This window comes from Nocardioides dilutus (assembly GCF_054779555.1).
Map to the genome: position 1 here is coordinate 61,073 of NZ_BAAGYA010000004.1, position 22,270 is coordinate 83,342.

A 22,270-nucleotide genomic window follows, 5' to 3' on the forward strand; every position below is an offset into this window, starting at 1 on the left:
GTGCGGGAGTACTCCACACCCCCGTCGATCGAGCGGCCCACCACCGGCAACCTGACCGACGACGTCGTGACCAACGCGGCGGAGGCGCCCGACCAGGTTGTCTTCTCCGTGCGTCCGGCGATCGGGTCCGGCGAGTGGCACGGTGTCACCGCCCAACAGTTCCTCGACGACGTCCGCGCGGTCGCGAAGGGGCTCATCGCCGCCGGCATCGAGCCGGGCGACCGGGTCGCCCTCATCTCCCGCACCCGCTACGAGTGGACCCTGCTCGACTACGCGACCTGGTTCGCCGGCGCGGTCACCGTGCCGGTCTACGAGACGTCGTCCGCCGAGCAGATCCGCTGGATCCTCGAGGACTCCGGGGCCCGGGCAGTCGTCGCTGAGGGGCCGGGACACGTGGCCCGCGTCAACGAGGTGCGCCCCGGGCTCACCCAGCTCAACCACGTCTGGTCCTTCGCCGACAACGCCGTGGAGATCCTGGGCCGGCTGGGTGGCGACGTGTCCGACGAGGAACTCGAACGACGCCGCACGACCGCAGGACCGAACGACCTCGCGACCCTGATCTACACCTCGGGCACGACCGGCCGCCCCAAGGGCTGCATGCTCACGCACGGCAACTTCATGGTCGAGCTCGGCGTCGCGGTGCCCGAGCTGGAGGCGCTGTTCGAGACCGACGACGCCTCGACGCTGCTCTTCCTGCCCCTGGCCCACGTCTTCGCCCGGATCATCCAGGTCGGCTGCGTGAAGTCCCGCACCCGGATGGCGCACAGCGGCGATGCCTCCCGACTGCTCGAGGATCTGCAGGGGGTACGCCCGACGTTCGTCCTCGCCGTTCCCCGGGTCTTCGAGAAGGTGTTCAACACCGCCTCGCAACGCGCTGCGGCTGACGGCCGGGGAGCCGTGTTCGACCGGGCCGCCGAGACCGCCATCGCCTACTCCCGCGGTCTCGACAAGGGCAAGCCGTCATTGGCGGTCCGTGCCCAGCACTCGGTGTTCTCCCGCCTGGTCTACGGCCGGCTCCGCGAGGCGCTGGGTGGACGCTGCGAGTTCGCCGTCTCCGGGGGCGCCCCGCTCGGCGAGCGACTCGGCCACTTCTACCGGGGCATCGGCCTGACGGTGCTCGAGGGGTACGGACTGACCGAGACCACCGGAGCTCTGACCGTCAACCTCCCCGACGCGCTCAAGATCGGCACGGTAGGGCGTCCCCTGCCGGGCAACACGGTGCGGGTCGCCGAGGACGGCGAGCTGCTCTTCCTGGGCGGACAGGTCTTCACGGGCTACTGGCACAACGACGAGGCGACCGCCGAGGTGCTCGAGGAGAGCGGCTGGTTCCACACCGGTGACGTCGGGGAGATCGACGACGAGGGCTTCGTCCGGATCACGGGCCGCAAGAAGGAGATCCTCGTGACAGCCGGCGGCAAGAACGTCGCCCCGGCGGCTCTCGAGGACCGCATCCGCGCGCACCCCCTGGTCGACCAGTGCCTGGTCGTCGGCGACGGCCGGCCCTTCATCGCTGCGCTGGTCACCCTGGACCGCGACGCGTTGCCGACGTGGGCCGAGCGGCACGGCAAGAAGCCCGACGTCCGGCACCTCGTCGACGACCCGGACCTCCTTGCCGAGATCGGGCAGGCGGTGGACGAGGCCAACAAGTCGGTGTCCAGAGCCGAGTCGATCCGCAAGTTCCGGGTTCTCGCGGAGGAGTGGACCGAGGAGGGTGGGCAGCTCACCCCGAGCCTCAAGCTCAAGCGCAACGTGGTCATGCGCGAGGTGCGCGACGAGATGGCCGCGCTCTACCTGCCCTGACCCGACCTGCCCTCGCCTCTCCCTTCTTCCACCGCCCAAGTCCCACGAGTTATTGGATTCCCCGGACTAGACCCCACCCCCGCCCCTACCGTTTCAAGGGAAGAAACCTCCGCATCTGCTCGTGGACCAGGGGCATCCGGTGACAACCCCAGTCACCGACCCCTGGGGTAATGAAAGGTCTTGGTCTGATGGACCGTCGCAGGATTCTCTTGGTCGCCGCCGTGCTGGTTGCGGCGCTGGGAGCCGTACTGGTCTTCCTCTACGTCCAGGGCGCCGACTCGCGTGCCGAGGAGCGCTTCGACACCGTCTCGGTGCTGAAGGCGACTGCGATCATCGAGGCCGGAGAGACGATCGAGGACGCCCAGGCCGCCGGCAAGCTCACCCTGGCGGAGGTCACCCAGGACCAGCTCCTCAACGGCTACCAGACCAACACCGACGGCATCGCCGGCACCAAGGCGATGCAGACCATCTTCCCGGGCGAGCAGATCGTCTCTGACAAGTTCGGCACCAACGTCGCGGCAGCCTCGTCGTTGCCCTTCACCGACGAGGGCAAGATCGCGATGTCGGTCAACCTGACCGACCCCGCCCGTGTCGCCGGCTTCGTCAACCCCGGCTCGGAGGTGGCGATCTTCCTGACCGGCACCGACGAGGTCGACGGCAAGGGCTACAGCCGCCTGCTGCTGGACCGGGTCACGGTGCTCGCCGTCGGCAACACCACGCCGGTGTCGACGACCACGACCGACGAGACCGGCAACTCGACGACCGAGCAGCTCCCTCGGACGCTGCTGACCATCTCGGTGGAGCAGCGGCAGATGGAGAAGGTCCTCTACGCCCAGTCCAACGGCGAGCTCGCCTTCGGCCTCCTCACCGAGAACAGCGTGGTCGCACCCGGCCCGCCGATGACGTTCGAAGAGCTCTGGAAGTAGCGTGCGATGCCAGTCGTCGTAGACCCCGACCCGATGATCGTCGAGTCGCTGCTGGCAGCCATGCCGGCCGGCTCGCACGGCGTCGAGTCCGTCGACAGGCTCAAGGCCTGGCTCGCCTCCCATTCCGACGAGTACGTCGTCGTCCTCGGGCCGACCCTCACCGACGAGGAGTCCGTGACGACCTGCGAGGCGCTGCGCACAGCAGCGCCCACGATCAGCACCATCCTCGCGCGGGAGTCGATGGACGCCGACCTGCTGACCCACGCCATGAAGGCCGGCGCCCGGGACGTGGCCCACTACACAGACTCGACAGCGATCACTGCCGCGATCGGCCGTGCCTACCAGCTCTTCGTGGCGTTGCGCGGTCCGGCCGGCGCCATGCACATGAGCAAGGTCATCTCGGTGTTCTCGCCCAAGGGTGGCGTCGGCAAGACGACGCTGTCGGTCAACCTGGCGCTGGCGCTCACGGAGAAGGGCGCCCGCCGGGTCTGCCTGGTCGACCTCGACCTCGCGTTCGGTGACGTCGCGATCACCATGCAGCTCTTCCCGACTCACTCGATCGAGCAGGCCATCGGGTCCGAGGACTCGATGGACGTCGAGATGCTCGACGGTCTGCTGACCCGCCACCAGGACTCGCTGATGGTCCTCGCGGCGCCTCCCCACCCCGACACCCGCGAGCGGGTCTCCCCCCGGTTGGTGTCCCGGATCGTCCGCACCCTCCGCGAGACCTTCGACTACGTCGTGATCGACATGGCGCCGTCCTTCGACGAGCAGGTACTCACTGCGCTCGACGAGACCGACGAGGTCGTCCTGGTCGCCACCCTCGACGTGCCGACGCTCAAGAACGTCAAGGTGGCGGTCGAGACCTTCGACGCCCTGCACATCGCCAAGGACAACCGGCACCTGGTCCTCAACAGAGCCGACGACGAGGTCGGCATCACCGCAGACAAGGTCGAGGGGATCCTGGGCATGAGCGTGACCACGCAGCTCCTGAGCTCCGTGGACATCGCCGCAGCGACCAACGCTGGCAGCCCCATCGTGGTCAGCGACCCCGAGCACCAGCTCAGCGTCGCCGTGTGCGAGCTGGCGACCCGGCTGGCCGGCCAGATGGTCGGACCCCCCAGCTCCGAGCGCGACGCGGCCGGATCAGCACCCCCGGCGAAGGCCGAGGCCGAGGCTCGGGGCCTACTCAGGAGACGAAGCAGGTCATGAATCTCGCCGACCGACTCGCCGCCGCCCGGGCGGCAGGTATCACGCACGACGAGCCCGAGCTCGAGGCAGAGCTAGAGGCCGCGCTGACCGACGGCCGACCCGCGGGAGCGGCTCACCACGACCCCGCGTCTGCCTCCCCCGTGGAGTCCGCGCCGGGCGGTGGTGGAAAGCGTCGCGCCACCGGCCCGACGGACGGCACCTCGAACAGCACCCCCAGCGCACCTGCCCCCTGGACCTCCAACGCTCCGATGTCAGCGGCGGCGGCGGCCACCGCCGGTGCCGTCTCGGCGTCCGAGGCGCGCAGCTCAGCCACGACGAATGCTCCGACGGTCAACCTGGACACCTCCGCCCGGCGCGGGGGGAACGTGCAGAACGACCGGATCGAGGAGCTCAAGAGCAGCGTCCACATCCAGCTGCTGCAGCAGATGGGTCCGCGCCTGTACGACTCGGACATGGACCAGAACGAGCTCGACTCCGAGGTCCGCAAGGTCCTGGTCGACGTCCTCGGGTCCCAGGACCGACCACTGAGCAGCAGCGACCGAGCCCGGGTCACCCAGGAGATCAGCGACGACATCCTCGGCTACGGGCCGATCGAGCCGTTCCTCCGCGATCCTGAGGTCTCCGAGGTCATGGTCAACGGCCCCAACCAGGTCTACGTCGAGAAGAGCGGTCGGCTGATGCCGGCCGACGCCCACTTCACCGACGAGGCGCACCTGCGCCGGACGATCGACAAGATCGTCAGCCGGATCGGCCGACGCATCGACGAGTCCAGCCCGATGGTCGACGCCCGCCTGCCCGACGGCAGCCGTGTCAACGCGATCGTCCCGCCGCTGGCCGTGGACGGCTCGTCACTGACGATCCGCAAGTTCGCCACTGACCCACTGACCGTCCAGGACCTCATCAACTTCGGGTCGCTGAGCAACGTCACCGCGGACTTCCTCGACGCCTGCGTGCGGGGTCGGCTCAACATCATCGTGTCGGGCGGCACCGGTGCCGGGAAGACGACCACCCTCAACGTGCTGTCGTCGTTCATCCCCCACGACGAGCGCATCGTGACCATCGAGGACGCCGCCGAGCTCCAGCTCAAGCAGGACCACGTCGTGCGCCTGGAGTCCCGCCCCGCCAACATCGAGGGCAAGGGCATGGTCACCATCCGCGACCTGGTCAAGAACAGCCTGCGCATGCGGCCCGACCGCATCGTCGTCGGCGAGGTCCGCGACGCCTCGGCACTGGACATGCTCCAGGCGATGAACACCGGTCACGATGGCTCGATCTGTACGCTCCACTCCAACGGGCCTCGGGACACGCTCGCCCGCATGGAGACCATGGTCCTGATGGCCGGCATGGACCTCCCCATGCGCGCCATCCGCGAGCAGGTCGCCTCCGCGGTCGACCTGATCGTGCACCAGAGCCGGTTCAAGGACGGTTCCCGCCGGATCACCCACATCACCGAGGTGGAGCGGATGGAGGGTGACGTGATCACCCTGCAGGACATCTTCGTCTGGGACAACAGCCGCGGCTACGACTCGGAGGGCCGGGTGCTCGGCCGCCTCGTCTCGACCGGTCTGCGCCCCAAGTTCCTGGAGAAGATGGCCTACGCCAACGTGACCGTGGACCCGATGCTGTTCGCCGTGGATCGGGGTTGAGATGTCACACCGCTCCCGTCGAGGGCGCCTCACGGCGCTCCTGACAACACTGCCGGGCCTCGGGCTCGTCCTGCTCGTCGTGCTCGGGCTCGTGCTCGGGCCGGCCCAGACCGCCACGGCGGCCGACTCCCCCGGCTCGATCACCTACTCCGAGCCGACCGCCGACGGCCTGCAGATCCTGATGTCGGTGCCGGCCGAGGCCGAGGTCGACCTCGAGGGTGTCGAGGTCACCGTCGACGACCACGCGGCCGAGGCGACCGCGGTGCCCGCGGCCACCGACGACGCGGTGCTGCGCACCACGGTCATGGCGATCGACACCAGCAACTCGATGAAGGGCGACCGCTTCGCGGCTGCCCAGGCTGCCGCCCGCGAGTTCATCAACGCCGCACCCGCCGACGTGATGCTCGGCATCGTCACCTTCGACTCCGACGTCGAGACGGCCCTGCCCCCCACCCAGGACCGCGCGGCGGCGCTCGCCGTCGTCGACGGGCTCCAGCTCAGCAAGAAGACCCTGCTCTACGCCGGGATCCTGTCAGCGGTTCAGGAGGTCGGCACCGAAGGACAGCGCAACGTGCTGGTGCTCTCCGACGGCGCGGACACCACCGACACCCCGCTCGACACGGTGACGGCGGCCATCAAGGAGGCCGAGGTCCGCGTCGACGTGGTCGCCCTCGAGCAGGATGGCGAGGCGCTGCAGGCCCTGCAGTCACTGGCCACGGCCGGCGGTGGGGAGGTCATCCCGTCCGATCCGGAGGCCCTCGCCGCGGCGTTCGCCGAACAGGCCGCCGCACTGGCCAGGCAGGTGCTCGTCACCGTGCAGGTCCCGCGCGCGGTCGAACGCACCGAGGCCACCGTCAAGGTCTCACTGCCCACCGCGGACGGCGCGGTCACCGCCGAGGCGTTCACCACCGTCCGTTCCGCCCCCATCTCGCCGACGATCACTCAGGACACGCCCTGGAACCTGCCGTCCTGGGCGAAGTACGCCGGCCCCGGCGCGATCGGCCTGGGACTGATCCTGGCCGTCGCCCTGCTCGTCCCCAGGTCCAAGACGGTCACGGCCGCGGACCGCGTGAGCGAGTACACCGCCTCCCAGAGCAAGTCCGCCGATCCCGGGGGCCCACTCCTGGACACCGATGTCGCCTTCGCCTCCGCGAAGGAGACCGCGGCGAACGTGCTGCGACGCAACAAGGACCTCGACGCGCGGATCAGCCACCGCCTCGAGGCCGCGGGCAGCGAGCTCAAGTCCTCGGAGTGGCTGCTGATCCACGGGGCCATCTTCTTCATCAGCGGCTTGGTTGGGATCGGACTCGGCGGTGGCAACCCGGTCATCGGGCTGCTGTTCCTGGCGGCCGGGCTCTTCGTGCCGTGGATCTACCTCGGCTTCCGGCGCTCGCGTCGGCGCAAGGCGTTCAACCAGGGCCTGCCGGACACACTCCAGCTGATGTCGGGGTCGCTGGCCGCGGGCCTGTCCCTCGCCCAGTCGGTGGACACGATCGTCCGTGAGGGATCGGAGCCCATCGCCGGCGAGTTCCGGCGGGTGCTGATCGAGACCCGGCTGGGCGTGTCCCTCGAGGACGCGCTCGAGGGTGTCGGTGAGCGTTTCGACAGCAAGGACTTCGAGTGGGTCGTCATGGCGATCAAGATCCAGCGTCAGGTCGGCGGCAACCTCGCCGAGCTGCTCGACACGGTGGCCGCCACGATGCGTGAGCGCGAGTACGTGCGCCGCCAGGTCGCGGCGCTGGCGGCGGAAGGAAAGCTCTCGGCGTGGGTGTTGGGTGGCCTACCCCCCCTTTTCATGCTCTACCTTTTGCTCACGAACCGTGACTACGTCATCGTGATGTTCCAAGAGCCCCTCGGCTGGGCCATGCTGGCAGGTGCGGCGACGATCCTGACGATCGGGGTTTTCTGGATGAGCCGACTGGTCAAGGTGGAGGTGTGACATGACCCTGCTCTTCATCCTCGGCATCTCGATGGTCCTCCTGGCCATCCTGCTGGTCGGATCCGCGCTGAGCTCCACGACCGAGACAGGTGTCACTCGCTCCCTGGCCGTCCTCGAGGCGATGACCAACGCGCCCAAGGAGCTGACCAAGGACCTCGACCGCTCCTTCGCGGACCGGATCCTCCAGCCCCTGCAGCAGCGCGCCCTGCGCCTCGGCCGCAGGCTCTCCGGAGCGGACACCCCCGACCGCATCAGGCGCAAGCTCGACCTGGCCGGCAACCCGCACGGGTGGACCGTCGACCGGGTCGTCTCCGGCAAGGTCATCGGGGCGGTGGTCGGCCTGGTCGCAGGCGTGGTGTTCGGCCTGATGTTCGACGGCACCGGGATGCGGGTCATCCTGGCCGTCGGTGGGCTGGTCGTCGGCTTCTTCGGCCCCAACCTCTACCTCTACCAGAAGATCCACGACCGCTCCGAGCAGCTCCTTCGCGGGCTCCCGGACGCCATCGACCTGCTGACCATCAGCGTCGAGTCAGGCCTGGGTTTCGACGCGGCCGTCCAGCAGGTGGCCCGCAACACCGAGGGACCGCTGGCCGAGGAGTTCTCCCGGGTGCTCCGGGAGATGCAGATCGGCCAGGGCCGGGCGGAAGCGCTGCGCGCTCTCGGCGAGCGCACCAACGTCGCCGATGTCCGCAGCTTCGTGGGTGCGATGGTCCAGGCCGACTCCTTCGGCATCCCCATCGCCCAGGTCCTGCGGGTCCAGTCGTCGGAGATGCGCGTCAAGCGACGTCAGCGGGCTGAGGAGAAGGCCCAGCAGGTGCCCGTCAAGATCACCATCCCGCTGATCTTCTGCATCCTGCCGACCCTGTTCATCGCGGTCATGGGACCGGCGGTCCTGAGCATCATGGACAGCTTCAGCAAGTGAGGAACAGCGCCAGGTGAGGATCCGCGAACGGCACCACGTCAAGGTCAGCGCCGTCGCGCGTGCCTTCGTGCTGGTCGCTCTCTTCGGCCCCGCCCTGTGGAACCAGGACAAGGCGGGCATCATCGCGCTGGCCACGATCGGCTCGGTGTGGATGCTCTCCACGCTCGCGGACTGGCGCCAGCGCCTGCCGGTCCTCGTGGTCACGACGGTGGACGCCGCCCTGGTGGGCGCCGTCTGCGGGTTCACGATCAACGAGACCCTCGGCGTGCTCGGGGCGCTCGCAGTCCCTCCCTTCACCGCCGGTCTCTACCGGGGCATCCAAGGCGTCGCTCTCGCGCTGTCCGCCCAGATGACCACGTTGGTCCTCATCTCGTTCATCGCCTTCGAGGGACTGGACGCCAACGAGGGCTTCGGCGCGTTCAGCTGGAACATGACCGGGCTCGGGCTCGGCCTGGTCGGCGTGTTCCTGCACTCCGCGCTCAACGAGCGGTCCGACCCCTTGGCGCCCTACCACTATGCGCAGGGGCTGATCCGCCAGCTGATCGACCTCTCGGGCGGGCTCGACAGCGGACTCGACCCGGTGGCCCTCGGAGGGTCGATCCTCAGCGCCGTGCGCGACGACCTGCCGACCTCGGCGGTGGTCGTGAGCGTGCCGCGCGGAGACACGCTCACTCCCCTGGTCAACAAGTCACTCGGCAGCACCGACGACCTCGGGGAGTGCGAGGACATCGCCGTCGAGGCGTGGGCCGTTGGCCTGCCGGTGCTGCACGACCGGGTCTTCGCCTTCCCGCTCAACACCGATGCCGGCACCGTCGCGATCGTGGCGGGCATCCTGTCCGACCGGGTCGACGCCGCCCGTCTCGGCGTCGAGGACCGGATCCGCAAGCTGATGCGTCGTCTGGCCCCCAGTGCGGTGCACCTCGACACGGCGCTGCTCTTCTCGGCGTTCCGGGCGGCGGCCACGGCCGAGGAACGCCGTCGCCTCGCCCGGGAGATGCACGACGGCGTGGCCCAGGACATCGCGTCGCTCGGCTACCTCGTCGACGCCCTGGGCGCTGGTGTCACCACCCCGGAGCAGACGGAGCGCCTGGAGATGCTGCGCGAGCGGATCTCCGCGATCGTCGCCGAGATCCGGCGTTCGGTCGTCAACCTACGCACGAGCATCGGCGCCAACGAGAGCCTCGGGACCGCGATCGGCTCGATCGCCCGCAACCTCTCCGAGGTCTCGGGGGTTCCGATCCACGTCACCCTCAACGAGCACACCCAGCGACTGCGCCCCGAGGTCGAGGGCGAGCTGTTCCGGATCGCGCAGGAGGCGATGAACAACGCCGTCCGGCACGCGCAGGCCTCGGCCATCGAGGTGCACTGCCAGGTGCACGCCCCCGAGGCCCTCATCACCGTCACCGACAACGGGCGTGGACTTCAGGCGGCCCGGCCGACCTCGCACGGGCTGCACATCATGCAGGAGCGGGCCCGGCTCATCAACGCCTCGCTTGAGATCGGTGAAACACCGGCCGGCGGCCTCTCGGTATCGGTCCGGGTCCCCGCCAACCGCGGCTCGGAAGCCACCGATCCGGACCCCGTGCATGCCAAGATCGGGGCATAGCCCCCAGATGACCCCCAGTCGGAGACAACTGACATGAGCGCACCAATCACCGTCCTCCTCGTCGACGACCACGAGCTGATCCGCAGCGGTCTGGCCGGTGTCTTCGAGCTGGAGGACGACATGACGATCATCGCCACGGCCGGCTCGGTGGTCGAGGCGCTGCGCAAGTTCGACGAGCTGCAGCCCGACGTCGTCGTGGCGGACCTCCAGCTGCAGGACGGCACCGGACTGGACATCGTCCGGTCCATCCGCAAGGTCAGCAACACGACCGGTCTCGTCGTCCTCACCATGCACTCGGGCGACGACCAGATCTTCGCGGCCATGCAGGCCGGCGCCTCGGGCTTCGTCGGCAAGGACGCACCCTCCTCCGAGGTCGTCCGCGCGGCCCGGCACGCCGCGGTCTCGCCACGCTCGTTCGTCTGCACCGGTCTGGTCGGCGCGATGATGCGCCGAGGCACCGCCGAGTCGACCCGCCTCTCCGACCGCGAGCACGAGGTCCTGCTGCTCCTGGCCGACGGCCTGGGTGCCGCGGCGATCGGTGACAAGCTCTACCTCAGCGAGTCGACCGCCAAGTCCCACATCGCGCGCATCTACCAGAAGCTCGGCGCCACCAACCGCGCCCAGGCCCTGGTCACCGCGATGCGGATCGGCCTCCTCTCCAGCGTTCGGCCCGTCGACTCCTAGCACCCGGCTCCCGGCCCTTTGTGCGCCGCACGGCCTGACCCGTCCAGACCGGTTCACCTAGCCCCTTCGGGCCCCCGCGCGCGGTCGAGCGCCCGTCTTTCCGGGCGCATTCCCACATCCACAGGGTGGTGCGAATCGGGCTCTGAGGGGCGAGGGGCATAGCCCGTTCGGACTATGCCCACCCCCTGTCGGATGGACTCTCCGGATTCCCCCACAAATCGGTAACGGACTCAGCAGTATTGACTCCATGAGGCGCCCGCCTCAACTCGTGGGAATCTTTCAAGGAGAATCGCAATGCTTGACTACCTCCGCATCATGCTGGCGGCTCGCACGGACTCCGAGCGCGGCGCCTCGGCCGTTGAGTACGGCCTCCTGATCGCCGGCATCGCCGCGCTGATCGTCGTCGTCGTCTTCGCCTTCGGTGACGCCCTGCAGGGCGTTTTCCAGGACACCTGCGACAGCGTCGCCGGCGCCGCGAACTGCTGATCAGCTTCTTCGAGTGAACGGGGCGTCGTGGCTTTCTGCCACGGCGCCCCGTCTCACAATCCGACTACCACAACCTGAACCACGACTCTCGGTAGGTGAAGCGTCATGCAGCAGGAGTCACTCGCCAGGCACCGCGACGAGCGCGGTGCGTCGGCGGTCGAGTACGGGCTGCTGATCGCCGGCATCGCCGCCATGATCGTCCTCATCGTCTTCACCTTCGGTGGCGGCGCCAATGGTCTCTTCCACGGCAGCTGCGAGGACATCTTCGAGGACACGGGGACCGCGGTCTGTCCCTGACCCGCCCCTGACACTGGCCCTGGCAAACTCCGTTCACTCGGCATACCGCTCGGCCAGCGCAATCCGCGCCATCGTGGTCGGATGTGACCCGAACCAGGCCTGTGACCACGCCGGCGGTGTGAGGTCTGCGGCCGACCGCCGAGCGAGCGCCTGCTGCAGCGCGATGAACGCCGCCGGGTCGCCGGTCACCCGCAACGCCTCCACATCGGCCCGCGTCTCCACCTGCCGGCTGATGCCGTTCTGGACAGGGCTCACCAACAGCCCGGCCACCGCCACCAGCGCCAGGACCTTCGGCACGCTCCGCGGGTCAGCGACTCCGGTGGCTTCCTCCTCGGCGTCCTCCGGGCGGCGCGGCACGAACAAGGCGAGCAACCCGACGCCGAACGCCGCTCCGGCGGCCCCCAGGCTGGTCCCGACGAGCACGTCCTGGTGCTTGGCGTGTGCGAGCTCGTGGGCGACGACGGACGCGGTCTCGTCCTCACCGAGATCCGCGACCAACGTGTCGTAGACGACGATGCGCCGGGTGCTGCCGAAGCCCGAGACGTAGGCGTTGAGGGTGGTCGTGCGGCGCGACGCGTCGGCGACCAGGACGTCGTCGACGTTCACGCCCTTGCGCTCGGCCAGATCGAGGATCCTGGCGCGCAGCGGTCCCTCCGGGAGCGGGGTGAACGAGTTGAACAGAGGTTCGACGACCAGCGGATAGACCAGCGAGCCGAGCAGGACCAGCACCCCCAGACCGGCCCCCGCCACAGCCGGCCAGGTGCGGGGCCACCGGCGTGCGGACACCACGACCACGCAGACCGCCAACGAGGTGATGACGATGTCCACGGCCTCCGACTTGGCCAGGTCGGCCGCATAGGCGCCCCACGCCTGGTTCGAGAGGCCGTAGTCGAGCACGTGCCGGCGCAGTGCGATCGCGAATGGCAGGGTCAGCAGCCGCACGACGACCTCGACCGTGGCCACGGCGAGGGGGACCTGCACCCACCACCGCCCGGGCAGCCGCCCGACCAGCGCGCGACCGGCCCGGGTGAAACCGAGCGCCGCGAGCGCGAGCAGGGAGACCACCACGGACGACCAGCTCCAGACCCGAGCCCACCGCGCGAAGTCCTCCCCGCGCGCGATCTCCGCCGTGGTGAAGTATCGGGAGGGGTCCGGCGCCCGGAGCCCATCGCCCGAGACCGGGTCCCACGGGACCCGCAGCGCGGCAAGGACGACGAAGACCGTCGCCGCGACGAGCGCCACCACGACCGCCGTACGCCGCTCGCTCAGGCGAATCGTCATCCGGCGACCACCGTCGCCGCGAGCGTCTCGAGCCGGGCTTGCCACTGCTCGGTCAGCTCGGCCTCGTCGATGCCCACGCTCGACCGCAGGGCTGACCCGATGCCCATGCCGCTGCGCACGTCGTCGTAGACCCGCACGAGAGCCTCCTCCCCGGCGAGGTCCACGACGACCAGGCAGGCCAGCCAGGCCGCCTCGTACGCCGCTCCCAGGTGTGTGGCCGTGGCGTCGAACTCGGCCGGACCGGGCAGCGCCTCGGGCACCCCCTCCTGGCCGACCTGGGCGATGATCTGCCCGGCGGCCTTCGACATCGGCAGGTCCGTGTCGCGCAGAGCCACGTAGTCGGCGAACCCCTCGAGCAGCCACAACGGCATGCCACTCGTGATCGGTGCCTCGGTCGCGATGTGCGTCGCCTCGTGGGTCATCACGACCTGCTCGCCCACGGGCCCGAGGTCGCCGTACAGATCGGGGTTCACGAACACGTGGGTAGGTGACGCCGGGGTGAGGGTGCCGTCGACGGTGGCCGAGACGGCGGCGATGCCGGCGTAGGTGCCCGGATCGGCGGCCAGCATCGCATCGAGCGCGGCCGCGCTGTCCGGTACCTCCACGACCAGGCCCCCTGGCCACGACGGCAGGACGGCGCGCACGGCGGGGACCGCGGCAGCCACCTGGCCGGCGTATCGGTCGGCATCAGCGGCGCTACCAGCGACCAGCACCAGGGACTGGTCGTCGCGCCTGACCTCGAGAGGTGCCGTCATCCACAGGGGGGTGCGCCGGTCACCTCCGCCGATGCCGGTGACCGTGGCCCCAGGACCGGTGGCGTCGAACCTGACGAGGACCTCGGCGTGGGCCGGTTTCCGGTCGAAGCCCGCGAAGCGCCACGTCATGTCCACCGCTGCGGTCCAGGCCCCGTCGGCCGACGTGCTGCTGGTCTCGTCGACGTAGCGGACGGTGAAGTCGGCGACGTCGAGCGACTCGGCGTTGGCGACGACCGCTCGGAGGAGGTCGGCACCGGCCGACGAGTCTCCCGCCAGCGCCGCCGCGGAGTCGGCGTCGCGGGCCGTGACGGCGTCCTGCAGCGCTCCCAGCGTCCGGGCTGCCTCGGCCGGCTCCGCCTCGGGTCGGACGAGGCCGTCCGGCGAGGCCAGGTAGTCGTCCCCGCGGGTGACCAGGAATGTCGCGGTCGCGACCACGACCAGCAGCAGAGCCGACGCCAGGACGGCCCAGGTGCGTCGGGCGGGCGAGGTCACCGCTCCATCATCGCGATCGCGTGGTGACGGAGGGCCGATGGCCGCGCCGCGGGGTGGCGGGTCAGCCGGGTCGGACGGCGCCGACGTAGGGCATCGAGTAGAGCTCGGAGACCCGGACACCCGCCCCCGGGTTGGCGGCGTGGACGATGAGGCCGTTGCCGATGTAGATGGCGACATGGCTGATGGGCGAGTAGTAGAAGACCAGGTCGCCCGGACGGAGCTCGCTGGCGGGGATGCGCGGCCCGGAGCTGTACTGGGCGCTCGAGGAGTGCGGCAGCCCGACGCCCGCCTGGGCCCAGGCCATCATGGTGAGGCCCGAGCAGTCGAACGCGCTGGGGCCTGCCGCGCCGTAGACGTAGGAGTCACCGACCTGGGCCATCGCGTACTCGAGCGCCGCGGCGGCCCGACCGGAGGTCTCGATACCGGAAGGAAGCCGGATCGAGCCCCGGGAGAGCATCTCGGCCCGCTCCTCCTCCTTGAGCTGCTCGAGCAGAGCCTCGGCCTCGCCGTGCTTCTCCTCGATCTCGGCCTTCTCCTTGGCCAGGACGGCCTCGGTGCGCTTGATCTCGGCGAGCCGGTCGGCGGTGGCGTCGGCGCGGATGTCGAGGGCCTTGGCCTCGGTGGCGTAGGCGTCGAACAACTGGGCCTGGACGCCCTGGAAGGCCGACATGGTGGACAGCCCCGACAGGAAGCCACTGGGGTCGTCGGAGACGATGACCTGGCCGACGGCGGCCAGACTCTGACCCTGGTACTGGCTGACGATGGAGTCCTGCAGCTCGTCGCGCGCGGCGTCGAGCTCGGCGTCCTGGCGGTCCTGGTCAGCGGTCAAGGAGGCCAGGTCGCGATTGAGCTCGGCCAGCTCGAGCTTGGCGTCGTTGAGACGCTCGGAGGCCTGCTCCGCCTCGTGGTAGAGCCGGTCGACGCGTGCCTGCACGGCGTCGATGTCCGGCTCGGCCTGAGCGGGCGCGGAGGCGCCGAGGCCAAGGGTGGCGAAGAGCGCGATGCCCGAGAGGGCGGTGACGATTCGCCACCGGGGGTGGTGCACGGTCTGGTGCACGAGCGGGGGTGTCTCCTTGGCGTCGTACGCCTACCGGGTGAGCTGACGGGTTCGGGCACGACTTGCCCTACCGCCGCTCCTCGCGGCCGACGTACGACCACGCCTTGCGGCGGATTCACCCCAGGTGCTCAAGCTTCGAGCGGTGGTTCCCCGGCTTCCGCGCCACCCGAGTGGGGCGGAACTCAGCGCGGCACCCGCGCGGACCGGCCGGTCCACTTCCACGGGCACCTGAGGGAGCACGCTAACGGTCCTGACTCCGGTCGTCCAAACCTCAACCGCCGTGCCGCGCCCGATCTCGGGAGAACTCTGTCACACCAGTCACACCAGTCACACAAGTCACACAAGTCACCGCAGACTCAGGCCGACTCCACCTCGGGACCGGACACCGGCTGCACCAGCCGCAGGGGCGGCACCAGGCCACCGCGGGCCAGGACTTCCAGCGCCCGCTGCTCGTCGTCGTCGAAGGTGAGCTCGGGCGGCGGGCCGAGGAGCACCGTCACCACACAGTCGTGGCAGGCCAACCCCCGCACCACGCAGGTGTCGCAGTCGATGCGTGTCGTCATGTCCGAGACAGTGACAGAGCCCACCGACAGTGCCCACCGACAGTGCTGAGTCAGGTGGTCGGCTGGTCCCACTCACCACGCGCCACGGCCTCGATGGCGTCCGACCGCCCGCACCACCGGCAGGTGACCGACTCGAGGGTGTCCTCGAGGACCTCGGTCTCCTCGACCTCGTGCTCACCGGCGAGGTCGAAGTGCCAGAACTCCGCGGTCCGCCGCGTGCGCCGCACATCGAACCGGGTCAGGTTGCCGCAGCCGCCGCAGCGCCACCGGCCGGCTGGGTCCGGCGGGCCCGGTGAGGTGGCGTTCACGCCCCACACCCTAGGAGGCTCGGCGTGGCCTGCCCGACGATGTCGGCGACCGGACCTACCGTCGCCACATGGCTACCGGGACGTCGGCGACCGCCGACAGTGCGCGTTGGGAGTGTCAGCGCACCTTCGACGAGCTCGGCCGCCCGCTGCGCGAGGTCACCTTCACCGTCGTCGACCTCGAGACCACCGGCGGCTCGGCCGAGGCCGGCTCGATGATCACCGAGATCGGCGCCGTCAAGGTGCGCGGCGGCGAGGTGCTCGGCGAGTTCCAGACCCTGGTCAACCCGCACACCGAGATCCCGCCCTTCATCGCCGTGCTGACCGGCATCAGCAACTCGATGGTCAGCGACGCACCGACCATCGACTCGGCGCTGCCGGCCTTCCTGGAGTTCGCGGCCGGCACCGTCCTGGTCGCCCACAACGCGCCGTTCGACGTGGGTTTCCTCCGCCACTTCGCCCAACAGCAGGGCCGGGCCTGGCCGGGATTCGAGGTCGTCGACACCGCCAAGCTGGCCCGGCGGGTGATCACCCGCGACGACGCGCCCAACTGCAAGCTGTCGTCGCTGGCGCGGGCGTTCCGGTCCACGACCACCCCCAACCACCGCGCGCTCTCCGACGCCAAGGCCACGGTCGACGTCCTCCACGGGCTGATGGAGAGGCTGGGCGGTCTCGGGGTGCACACACTGGAGGAGCTGCAGACCTTCTCGTCCCGCGTCTCCACGGCCCAACGCAAGAAACGCCATCTCGCCGAGGGGCTGCCGCACGAGCCCGGGGTCTACCTGTTCCGCGACGACCGCGGCCAGGTCCTCTACGTCGGCACGTCGCGCGACCTGCGCACCCGGGTGCGCAGCTACTTCACCGCCTCCGAGACCCGGTCCCGGATGGGCGAGATGGTCGGCCTCGCCCAGAGCGTCCAAGGCATCACGTGCAGCACCGCCCTGGAGGCCGAGGTCCGCGAGCTGCGGCTCATCGCGCAGCACAAGCCGCGCTACAACCGCCGTTCGCGGTTTCCGGAGAAGGCCCATTTCGTCAAGCTCACCCGGGAGACGTGGCCGCGCCTCTCACTGGTCAAGAAGGTCCTCGACGACGACGCCGACTACCTCGGCCCGTTCGGCTCGCGCCAGGTCGCCGAGAAGTGTCTCGCGGCCCTGCACGAGACCTTTCCGGTCCGGCAGTGCACCGACCGGCTCGCCCGACATCCTTCCCGCAGCGCCTGCGTGCTCGCCGAGATGGGCCGCTGCCTGGCGCCCTGCGACGGCAGCGTCGACGAGGCGACCTACGCCTCTGTAGTGCGGACGCTGCGCGACACGCTGCTGCAGCGTCCCGACGAGGTGGTCGAGGCGATCAACAGCCGGATGGCCGGCCTCGCCGAGGACCAACGGTTCGAGGAGGCCGGGGTCCATCGCGACCGCCTCGCGGCCTTCGTCCGCGCCAGCTCCCGCACCCAGCGGCTCTCCTCCCTCACCCGCTGCCCCCAGCTGGTCGCCGTACGCCGCGAGGACGACGGCCGCTGGGCCGTCCACGTCGTGCGCTACGGCCGACTCGCCGCGGCGGGGGTGATTCCCTCGGGAGCCGACGCCAGGCAGTACGTCGAGGAGCTCGGCGACTCGGCGGAGACCGTGCTCCCCGGCCTCGGCCCGGTGGGGGCGGCGACGGCGGAGGAGTCCGAGAAGGTCCTGCGTTGGCTCGAGACCCCCGGCGTGCGGCTCGTTGACATCGAGGGCGAGTGGAGCTGCCCGGTCTTCGGCGCGGGCGGGCGACTCGCGGTGCACGACGCGGTCGAGCAGTCACGTCGCGCGCTGATCCCCTTCGCGGAACGCCGTGACCTCATGCCGGTCGCCCGGCCGGCTCGGTAGCGTGGCCCCGTGATCACCGCCATCGTGTTCGTGAAGGCCGACGTCGCCCGGATCCCCGAGGTCGGTGAGGCCATCGCCGCCCTCGACGGCGTCAGCGAGGTCTACTCCGTCACCGGCCAGATCGACCTGATCGCGCTGGTGCGCGTGCGCGACCACGACGCAGTCGCCACCACGGTCGCCGACCGGCTCAACAAGGTTCCGGGGGTCACCTCGACCGAGACGCACATCGCCTTCCGCACCTACTCCCGTCACGACCTCGAGGCCGCGTTCTCCCTCGGCCTCGAGTGAGCCGTCCTCTCCCGCCCGGCGGCCAGGGAAGCCTCCCCCCATCGGCCGGCACACATGGCCCGATCGGGCCACGGGGTCCGCGTTTGACCACGCACGGCTCCCAGCCCGCCTAGCCTCGACGGACGGGCCAAGTCCGGTCACCTTTCGGGAGGAATCCACGTGTCCACCACACGCCTGCGCCTCCGCGCGCTCGGCGGTGCTGTCGCCTGCCTCGTGATGACGACGGCCTTGTCGCTGCTTCCCGCCACCCCCGCCTCGGCCGCACCTCCGACCAACTTGTCCCCTTCGGGCGGCGAGTCCGTCGTGGGCATCCCGGTGCTCGCCTGGGACCGGGTCGCCGGGGCGACCTCCTACGATCTCCAGGTCGCGGCTACCGACACGTTCACCACCCTGCTGGTCAACCAGACGGCCACCGTCAACCGCCAGTACGTCCCGACCAAGCAGCTGCCCGCCGGCCTCCTCCACTGGCGGGTCCGCGTGAACGGCGCGGGGGACGCGTGGGCCACCGAGACGTTCACCGTCGACGTGAGCGCCGCACCGACCGTCACCGGCCCGGCCGACGGCGTCCAACTGCCGCAGCCCCAGTCTCCGCCGGTCCTCACCTGGGAGCCGGTCGCCGGCGCCGACAGCTACGAGGTGCAGTACGGCACCGACCCGAACTTCGTCGACCAGACGACCACCCAGTCGACCGAGAGCACGTCCTACGTCGTCGGTCTCCAGGCCCCCGGCGTCTACAACTGGCGGGTCCGCGCGGTGCTGGCTGCGGGGATCACGACGGCCTGGTCCGCGGGTCTCACCTACGAGGTCCTCGGGCTCTCCCCTCCGGCCGGCGAGCCGCAGTACCCCAACGACGACATCAACCAGGACATCCAGGACGTCGTCCTCGACTGGGACCCGATCCCCGGGGCCAAGCTCTACGACCTGCAGATCAGCACCGACTCGAACTTCCTGACCTACACCGAGCAAGTCAACATCCACGGCACCCGCTACTCGCCAGTGGGGACGCTCGGCAACGACCAGTACTACTGGAGGGTCCGCCCGGCCGACGCGGCCGGCAACAAGCTGGACTGGTCGCAGGTCCCGATCTGGCAGTTCCGGCGCAGCTGGCCCAACCAGCCGTCCCTGCAGTACCCGGCCCACGAGGCGACGGTCGGCGACCCGTTCTACTTCCAGTGGACCCCGGTCGAGCTCGCCAGCAAGTACACCGTCGAGGTCAGCACGAACCCGTCGTTCACCCCGGCCAACCTGGTCACCACCTGCACCACGGTGCACACGACCTTGGCGAAGGGCGACGAGACCGCGGAGGACGAGTGCTTCCCCGCCGCTCTCGGCACCTACTACTGGCGGGTCAAGGCGATCGACGAGCTCTCGGCGGCCAAGCCGATCACCGACGTGATCTCGGCCCAGGTCCGCTGGTTCACCTACCACCCGGGCCTGGTGGACACCACGGCCCCCGCGGACGGCGCCACGGTCACCGTCCCGACCCTGCACTGGGACCCCGTCGCCGGCGCCTCGAAGTACCGGGTCACGATCACCGGCAACGGCGACGTCCTCAACTACACGACACCGTCCACGTCGTTCACCCCGCGCGATCTCCCCGCGGCCGCCTACCAATGGGATGTGCGCACAATCGACGAGAAGGGGCGTCTCGGGGCGGGGCGGGTGCTCTCCAGCCAGCCGTCCTTCACGTTGGAGGCGTACACCGGCCCGACGTACGCCGCGCCCAACCCGGACCCCGTGGCGGTGGGTGCCGGCTACCGGTTCCCGACCCTCAAGTGGCTGCCGGTCACGGACGCGGACTTCTACAAGCTGTACTTGCGCCGCGCGGGAACATCCTCCGGTTGGTCCACGGTGAACGCCGAGTTCCTCTTCCCCGCGGGGGAGGACATCAGCACCACCCACCTCTCGCCCGGTAGCTACGAGTGGTACGTCGAGGCCTACCCCCCGGTGGGCAGCCCCGTGGCCGGCGGTATCGGCACCTTCACGATCAGCGAGCTGCCCGCCGTCGACCCCGGCAGCTACCGGGCTGCTCTCAGTGGCAACAGCCTGACCGGGAACGTCGGGACCACCCTCGACACGTGCGACGCGACGTTGCCCGCCACCTGCCAGAACCTCCGGCAGACACCGGTGATGGGCTGGGCATCGCCCGAGCCCAACGTCGGCTACTACCTGCTCTACATCGCCCGCGACAAGGAGCTCACCAACCTGGTCGAGCCCCCGATCCCGGTGACCTCGACGGCGTACGTCGACGTGGCCGCGCTCGCCGACAGCCAGGCGGGTTCCGCGTACTTCTGGGAGGTCGTGCCCTGCACCACGGCAGGCTTCTGCCGGGCCCCGGCCCACGCCCAGCACGCGTTCAACAAGCAGAGCCGCCCGCTGACCCTGGTCTCGCCGGCCGATGGCGCCCAGGTGGCCAACGACGTCACCTTCGCGTGGGACGACTACCTGGCGAGCCAGTCCGTCGTCGACGGCTCCCTCGACCCCGACACCGGCACCCCCTTGGACACCCCGGCCACCACCGAGGCGCGCCACTACCGGATCCAGACCTCCACCGACCCGAACTTCACCACCGGCGTGACGACCAGCACGGTGGACCAACGCACGTTCACCTCCTTCGCCGACACCTATCCCGAGGGCACGAACTACTGGCGGGTCCAGGCGGTCGACGGGTCGAACAACCTGCTGGCCTGGAGCGAGATCCGCTCCTTCGTGAAGCAGTCACCGACCCCTGCCCTGGCCCTGCCGCTCGCCGACGCCACCGTCCCGGGCAACTCGGCCCTGTCCTGGCAGCCCTTGAACTTCGCGGCTACCTACGTCGTGGAGGTCTACAAAGCCAGCGGCGGCTCACCGGACATGGTGCCCAACGTGGCCAACCGTGTCGTCAACGCCACGACCAGCCGGGTCGCCCACGTGCTCAACAACCTCGACCCGACGCTCGGCCCCTACACCTGGCGGGTCCGCCGCAACGACGCCAAGAACCGCCCCGGCGGCTGGAGCGCCCTGCGCGTCTTCTCCGTGACCGCGCCCGCGGTGTCGCTGGCCTCCCCTGCGCCCTCCGCCCAGGTCGAGCCGTCCGACGGGCTCTTCACCTGGGAGGCGCTCGCGGAGGCGACCAAGTACAAGTTCGAGCGCCGCTTGGCCGGTGGCTCGGTCGTCGCCGAGGCGGTGACGACGCCGGCCCTGTCCTGGGCGCCCACGGCGGCGATCGCCGGCGGCAGCTGGGAGTGGCGGGTCACCGGCCTCGACAGCGCCGGCCACCTGCTCGCGCCCTCCGAGTGGCGGCCGTTCACGGTGATCGACACCCCGAGCGCGACCACGCCGGTCAGCATCAGCGGCACCGGCAAGGTCGGGACGCCCCTCACGCTCAACCCGCCGACATGGAACATGCCGCCGGCCACCGTGACGACCACCTACCAGTGGTACCGGGGCACCTCGCCCATCTCCGGGCAGACTGGCCTGACCTACGACGTGGTCTCGGCCGACGTCGACAAGGCGATCACCGTCAAGGCGACCGGGACCCGGCCGGGCTACAAGACCGGCACCTCGACGAGCAACACCATCATGGGCGCGCTGGGCGACACCATCACGCCGAGCGTCCCACCGTCCATCACCGGCGTCGCGGCCGCGCGCGAGACTCTGACGGCCGACCCAGGCAGCTGGGGCAGTGGGGCGACGTTCACCTACCAGTGGTTCGTCGACGGGCTCGCCGTCGCCAAGGAGACCAAGAGCACCTACATCGTGCGCACCCGCGACGCGGGACTGCCGGTCAAGGTGCGGGTCACGGCGAGCAAGACGGGCTTCGTGCCGGGTGAGGCGTACAGCAACGAGCTCCCCGTCGCCAAGCTCGCCACCACGACGACCGCGTCCTTGAAGGCCAAGAAGATCCCCAAGCGGGCTCGCGGGGTGCTGCTGATCCACGTCGACGTGCTCGACCTTGGCGTGCCCCTGGGCAAGGTCCAGGTCAAGAAGGGCACCAAGGTGCTCGCCACTGTTCAGCTGAAGAACGACTCGGACGGCGACCTCACCATCCGGCTCAAGAAGCTGCCGCCAGGGAAGCACAAGCTGAAGGTGTTCTACCTCGGCAGCACCGCCACGGCCGCCTCCAAGTCGAAGAGACTCACGTTGGTCGTGCTCGGTCGGTAGCAGCCCCGG

General features: G+C 70.0%; 18 protein-coding genes and 1 riboswitch. Of the genes, 13 read left to right on the forward strand and 5 right to left on the reverse strand.

The window, feature by feature from the left end; genetic code table 11:
- From ACYVC6_RS21560 to ACYVC6_RS21605, 10 genes are all read left to right on the forward strand, one after another.
- Nucleotides 1-1,800, forward strand: coding sequence for an AMP-dependent synthetase/ligase (locus tag ACYVC6_RS21560; RefSeq protein ID WP_460716597.1), 1,800 nt, complete (start codon nt 1-3; stop codon nt 1,798-1,800).
- Nucleotides 1,801-1,988: 188 nt separating this feature from the next.
- Nucleotides 1,989-2,726 (forward strand): Flp pilus assembly protein CpaB, encoded by a 738-nt coding sequence (gene cpaB / locus ACYVC6_RS21565; protein ID WP_460716598.1) that lies wholly within the window; start codon nt 1,989-1,991, stop codon nt 2,724-2,726.
- Between the two features lie 6 nt (nt 2,727-2,732).
- Nucleotides 2,733-3,938, forward strand: coding sequence for an AAA family ATPase (locus tag ACYVC6_RS21570; RefSeq protein ID WP_460716599.1), 1,206 nt, complete (start codon nt 2,733-2,735; stop codon nt 3,936-3,938).
- Entirely contained in the window at nt 3,935-5,584 is a 1,650-nt protein-coding gene (locus tag ACYVC6_RS21575; protein ID WP_460716600.1) for a CpaF family protein, read from the forward strand. The genes ACYVC6_RS21570 and ACYVC6_RS21575 overlap by 4 nt, the downstream gene beginning before the upstream one ends.
- Before the next feature lies 1 nt (nt 5,585).
- Nucleotides 5,586-7,523, forward strand: a complete 1,938-nt coding sequence (locus ACYVC6_RS21580) for a type II secretion system F family protein (RefSeq protein ID WP_460716601.1) — start codon at nt 5,586-5,588, stop codon at nt 7,521-7,523.
- Nucleotide 7,524: 1 nt separating this feature from the next.
- Nucleotides 7,525-8,445 carry a type II secretion system F family protein gene (locus ACYVC6_RS21585; RefSeq protein WP_460716602.1) on the forward strand — a complete coding sequence of 307 codons (921 nt, stop codon included), beginning with the start codon at nt 7,525-7,527 and terminating at the stop codon, nt 8,443-8,445.
- A 13-nt stretch (nt 8,446-8,458) separates the two neighbouring features.
- The gene (locus tag ACYVC6_RS21590) at nt 8,459-10,051 is read left to right on the forward strand and encodes a sensor histidine kinase (protein WP_460716603.1); all 1,593 of its coding nucleotides are present in this window, start codon (nt 8,459-8,461) and stop codon (nt 10,049-10,051) included.
- 33 nt (nt 10,052-10,084) lie between these two features.
- Nucleotides 10,085-10,735 carry a response regulator gene (locus tag ACYVC6_RS21595; RefSeq protein WP_460716604.1) on the forward strand — a complete coding sequence of 217 codons (651 nt, stop codon included), beginning with the start codon at nt 10,085-10,087 and terminating at the stop codon, nt 10,733-10,735.
- A 294-nt stretch (nt 10,736-11,029) separates the two neighbouring features.
- Nucleotides 11,030-11,221, forward strand: a complete 192-nt coding sequence (locus ACYVC6_RS21600) for a Flp family type IVb pilin (RefSeq protein WP_460716605.1) — start codon at nt 11,030-11,032, stop codon at nt 11,219-11,221.
- Nucleotides 11,222-11,326: 105 nt separating this feature from the next.
- Nucleotides 11,327-11,518 carry a Flp family type IVb pilin gene (locus ACYVC6_RS21605; RefSeq protein ID WP_460716606.1) on the forward strand — a complete coding sequence of 64 codons (192 nt, stop codon included), beginning with the start codon at nt 11,327-11,329 and terminating at the stop codon, nt 11,516-11,518.
- A 33-nt stretch (nt 11,519-11,551) separates the two neighbouring features.
- On the opposite strand, the gene ACYVC6_RS21610 is transcribed toward ACYVC6_RS21605, so the two are convergent.
- The 5 genes from ACYVC6_RS21610 to ACYVC6_RS21630 all read right to left on the reverse strand — a co-directional run bounded on the left by ACYVC6_RS21610 (nt 11,552) and on the right by ACYVC6_RS21630 (nt 15,974).
- On the reverse strand, nt 11,552-12,799 hold the full coding sequence (locus ACYVC6_RS21610; protein ID WP_460716607.1) for a M48 family metallopeptidase: 1,248 nt from the start codon (nt 12,797-12,799) through the stop codon (nt 11,552-11,554).
- Nucleotides 12,796-14,046, reverse strand: coding sequence for a hypothetical protein (locus ACYVC6_RS21615; RefSeq protein ID WP_460716608.1), 1,251 nt, complete (start codon nt 14,044-14,046; stop codon nt 12,796-12,798). Before ACYVC6_RS21615 ends, ACYVC6_RS21610 begins: the two co-directional genes overlap by 4 nt.
- Before the next feature lie 61 nt (nt 14,047-14,107).
- Entirely contained in the window at nt 14,108-15,103 is a 996-nt protein-coding gene (locus ACYVC6_RS21620) for a C40 family peptidase (RefSeq protein WP_460716609.1), read from the reverse strand.
- A gap of 11 nt (nt 15,104-15,114) precedes the next feature.
- Nucleotides 15,115-15,291, reverse strand: a riboswitch (cyclic di-AMP (ydaO/yuaA leader).
- Between the two features lie 168 nt (nt 15,292-15,459).
- Nucleotides 15,460-15,666 (reverse strand): hypothetical protein, encoded by a 207-nt coding sequence (locus ACYVC6_RS21625; RefSeq protein WP_460716610.1) that lies wholly within the window; start codon nt 15,664-15,666, stop codon nt 15,460-15,462.
- A 50-nt stretch (nt 15,667-15,716) separates the two neighbouring features.
- Complete coding sequence (locus ACYVC6_RS21630) at nt 15,717-15,974, reverse strand: hypothetical protein (RefSeq protein WP_460716611.1); 258 nt, start codon at nt 15,972-15,974, stop codon at nt 15,717-15,719.
- A 68-nt stretch (nt 15,975-16,042) separates the two neighbouring features.
- Here ACYVC6_RS21630 and ACYVC6_RS21635 point away from each other — a divergent pair, with 68 nt between their 5' ends.
- The 3 genes from ACYVC6_RS21635 to ACYVC6_RS21645 all read left to right on the forward strand — a co-directional run bounded on the left by ACYVC6_RS21635 (nt 16,043) and on the right by ACYVC6_RS21645 (nt 22,261).
- Entirely contained in the window at nt 16,043-17,830 is a 1,788-nt protein-coding gene (locus tag ACYVC6_RS21635; RefSeq protein ID WP_460716612.1) for a DEDD exonuclease domain-containing protein, read from the forward strand.
- A gap of 9 nt (nt 17,831-17,839) precedes the next feature.
- On the forward strand, nt 17,840-18,118 hold the full coding sequence (locus ACYVC6_RS21640) for an Lrp/AsnC family transcriptional regulator (protein WP_460716613.1): 279 nt from the start codon (nt 17,840-17,842) through the stop codon (nt 18,116-18,118).
- A 159-nt stretch (nt 18,119-18,277) separates the two neighbouring features.
- On the forward strand, nt 18,278-22,261 hold the full coding sequence (locus ACYVC6_RS21645) for a DUF4962 domain-containing protein (protein WP_460716614.1): 3,984 nt from the start codon (nt 18,278-18,280) through the stop codon (nt 22,259-22,261).
- Nucleotides 22,262-22,270 lie beyond the last annotated feature (9 nt).

What these genes read in the sequence shown, in the direction of transcription:
- cpaB (WP_460716598.1), top strand. Translation starts at nt 1,989, where the DNA reads ATGGACCGTCGCAGGATTCTCTTGGTCGCCGCCGTGCTGGTTGCGGCG.
- ACYVC6_RS21570 (WP_460716599.1), top strand. Translation starts at nt 2,733, where the DNA reads ATGCCAGTCGTCGTAGACCCCGACCCGATGATCGTCGAGTCGCTGCTG.
- ACYVC6_RS21575 (WP_460716600.1), top strand. Translation starts at nt 3,935, where the DNA reads ATGAATCTCGCCGACCGACTCGCCGCCGCCCGGGCGGCAGGTATCACG.
- ACYVC6_RS21580 (WP_460716601.1), top strand. Translation starts at nt 5,586, where the DNA reads ATGTCACACCGCTCCCGTCGAGGGCGCCTCACGGCGCTCCTGACAACA.
- ACYVC6_RS21585 (WP_460716602.1), top strand. Translation starts at nt 7,525, where the DNA reads ATGACCCTGCTCTTCATCCTCGGCATCTCGATGGTCCTCCTGGCCATC.
- ACYVC6_RS21595 (WP_460716604.1), top strand. Translation starts at nt 10,085, where the DNA reads ATGAGCGCACCAATCACCGTCCTCCTCGTCGACGACCACGAGCTGATC.
- ACYVC6_RS21600 (WP_460716605.1), top strand. Translation starts at nt 11,030, where the DNA reads ATGCTTGACTACCTCCGCATCATGCTGGCGGCTCGCACGGACTCCGAG.
- ACYVC6_RS21605 (WP_460716606.1), top strand. Translation starts at nt 11,327, where the DNA reads ATGCAGCAGGAGTCACTCGCCAGGCACCGCGACGAGCGCGGTGCGTCG.
- ACYVC6_RS21610 (WP_460716607.1), bottom strand. Translation starts at nt 12,799, where the DNA reads ATGACGATTCGCCTGAGCGAGCGGCGTACGGCGGTCGTGGTGGCGCTC.
- ACYVC6_RS21625 (WP_460716610.1), bottom strand. Translation starts at nt 15,666, where the DNA reads ATGACGACACGCATCGACTGCGACACCTGCGTGGTGCGGGGGTTGGCC.
- ACYVC6_RS21635 (WP_460716612.1), top strand. Translation starts at nt 16,043, where the DNA reads ATGGCTACCGGGACGTCGGCGACCGCCGACAGTGCGCGTTGGGAGTGT.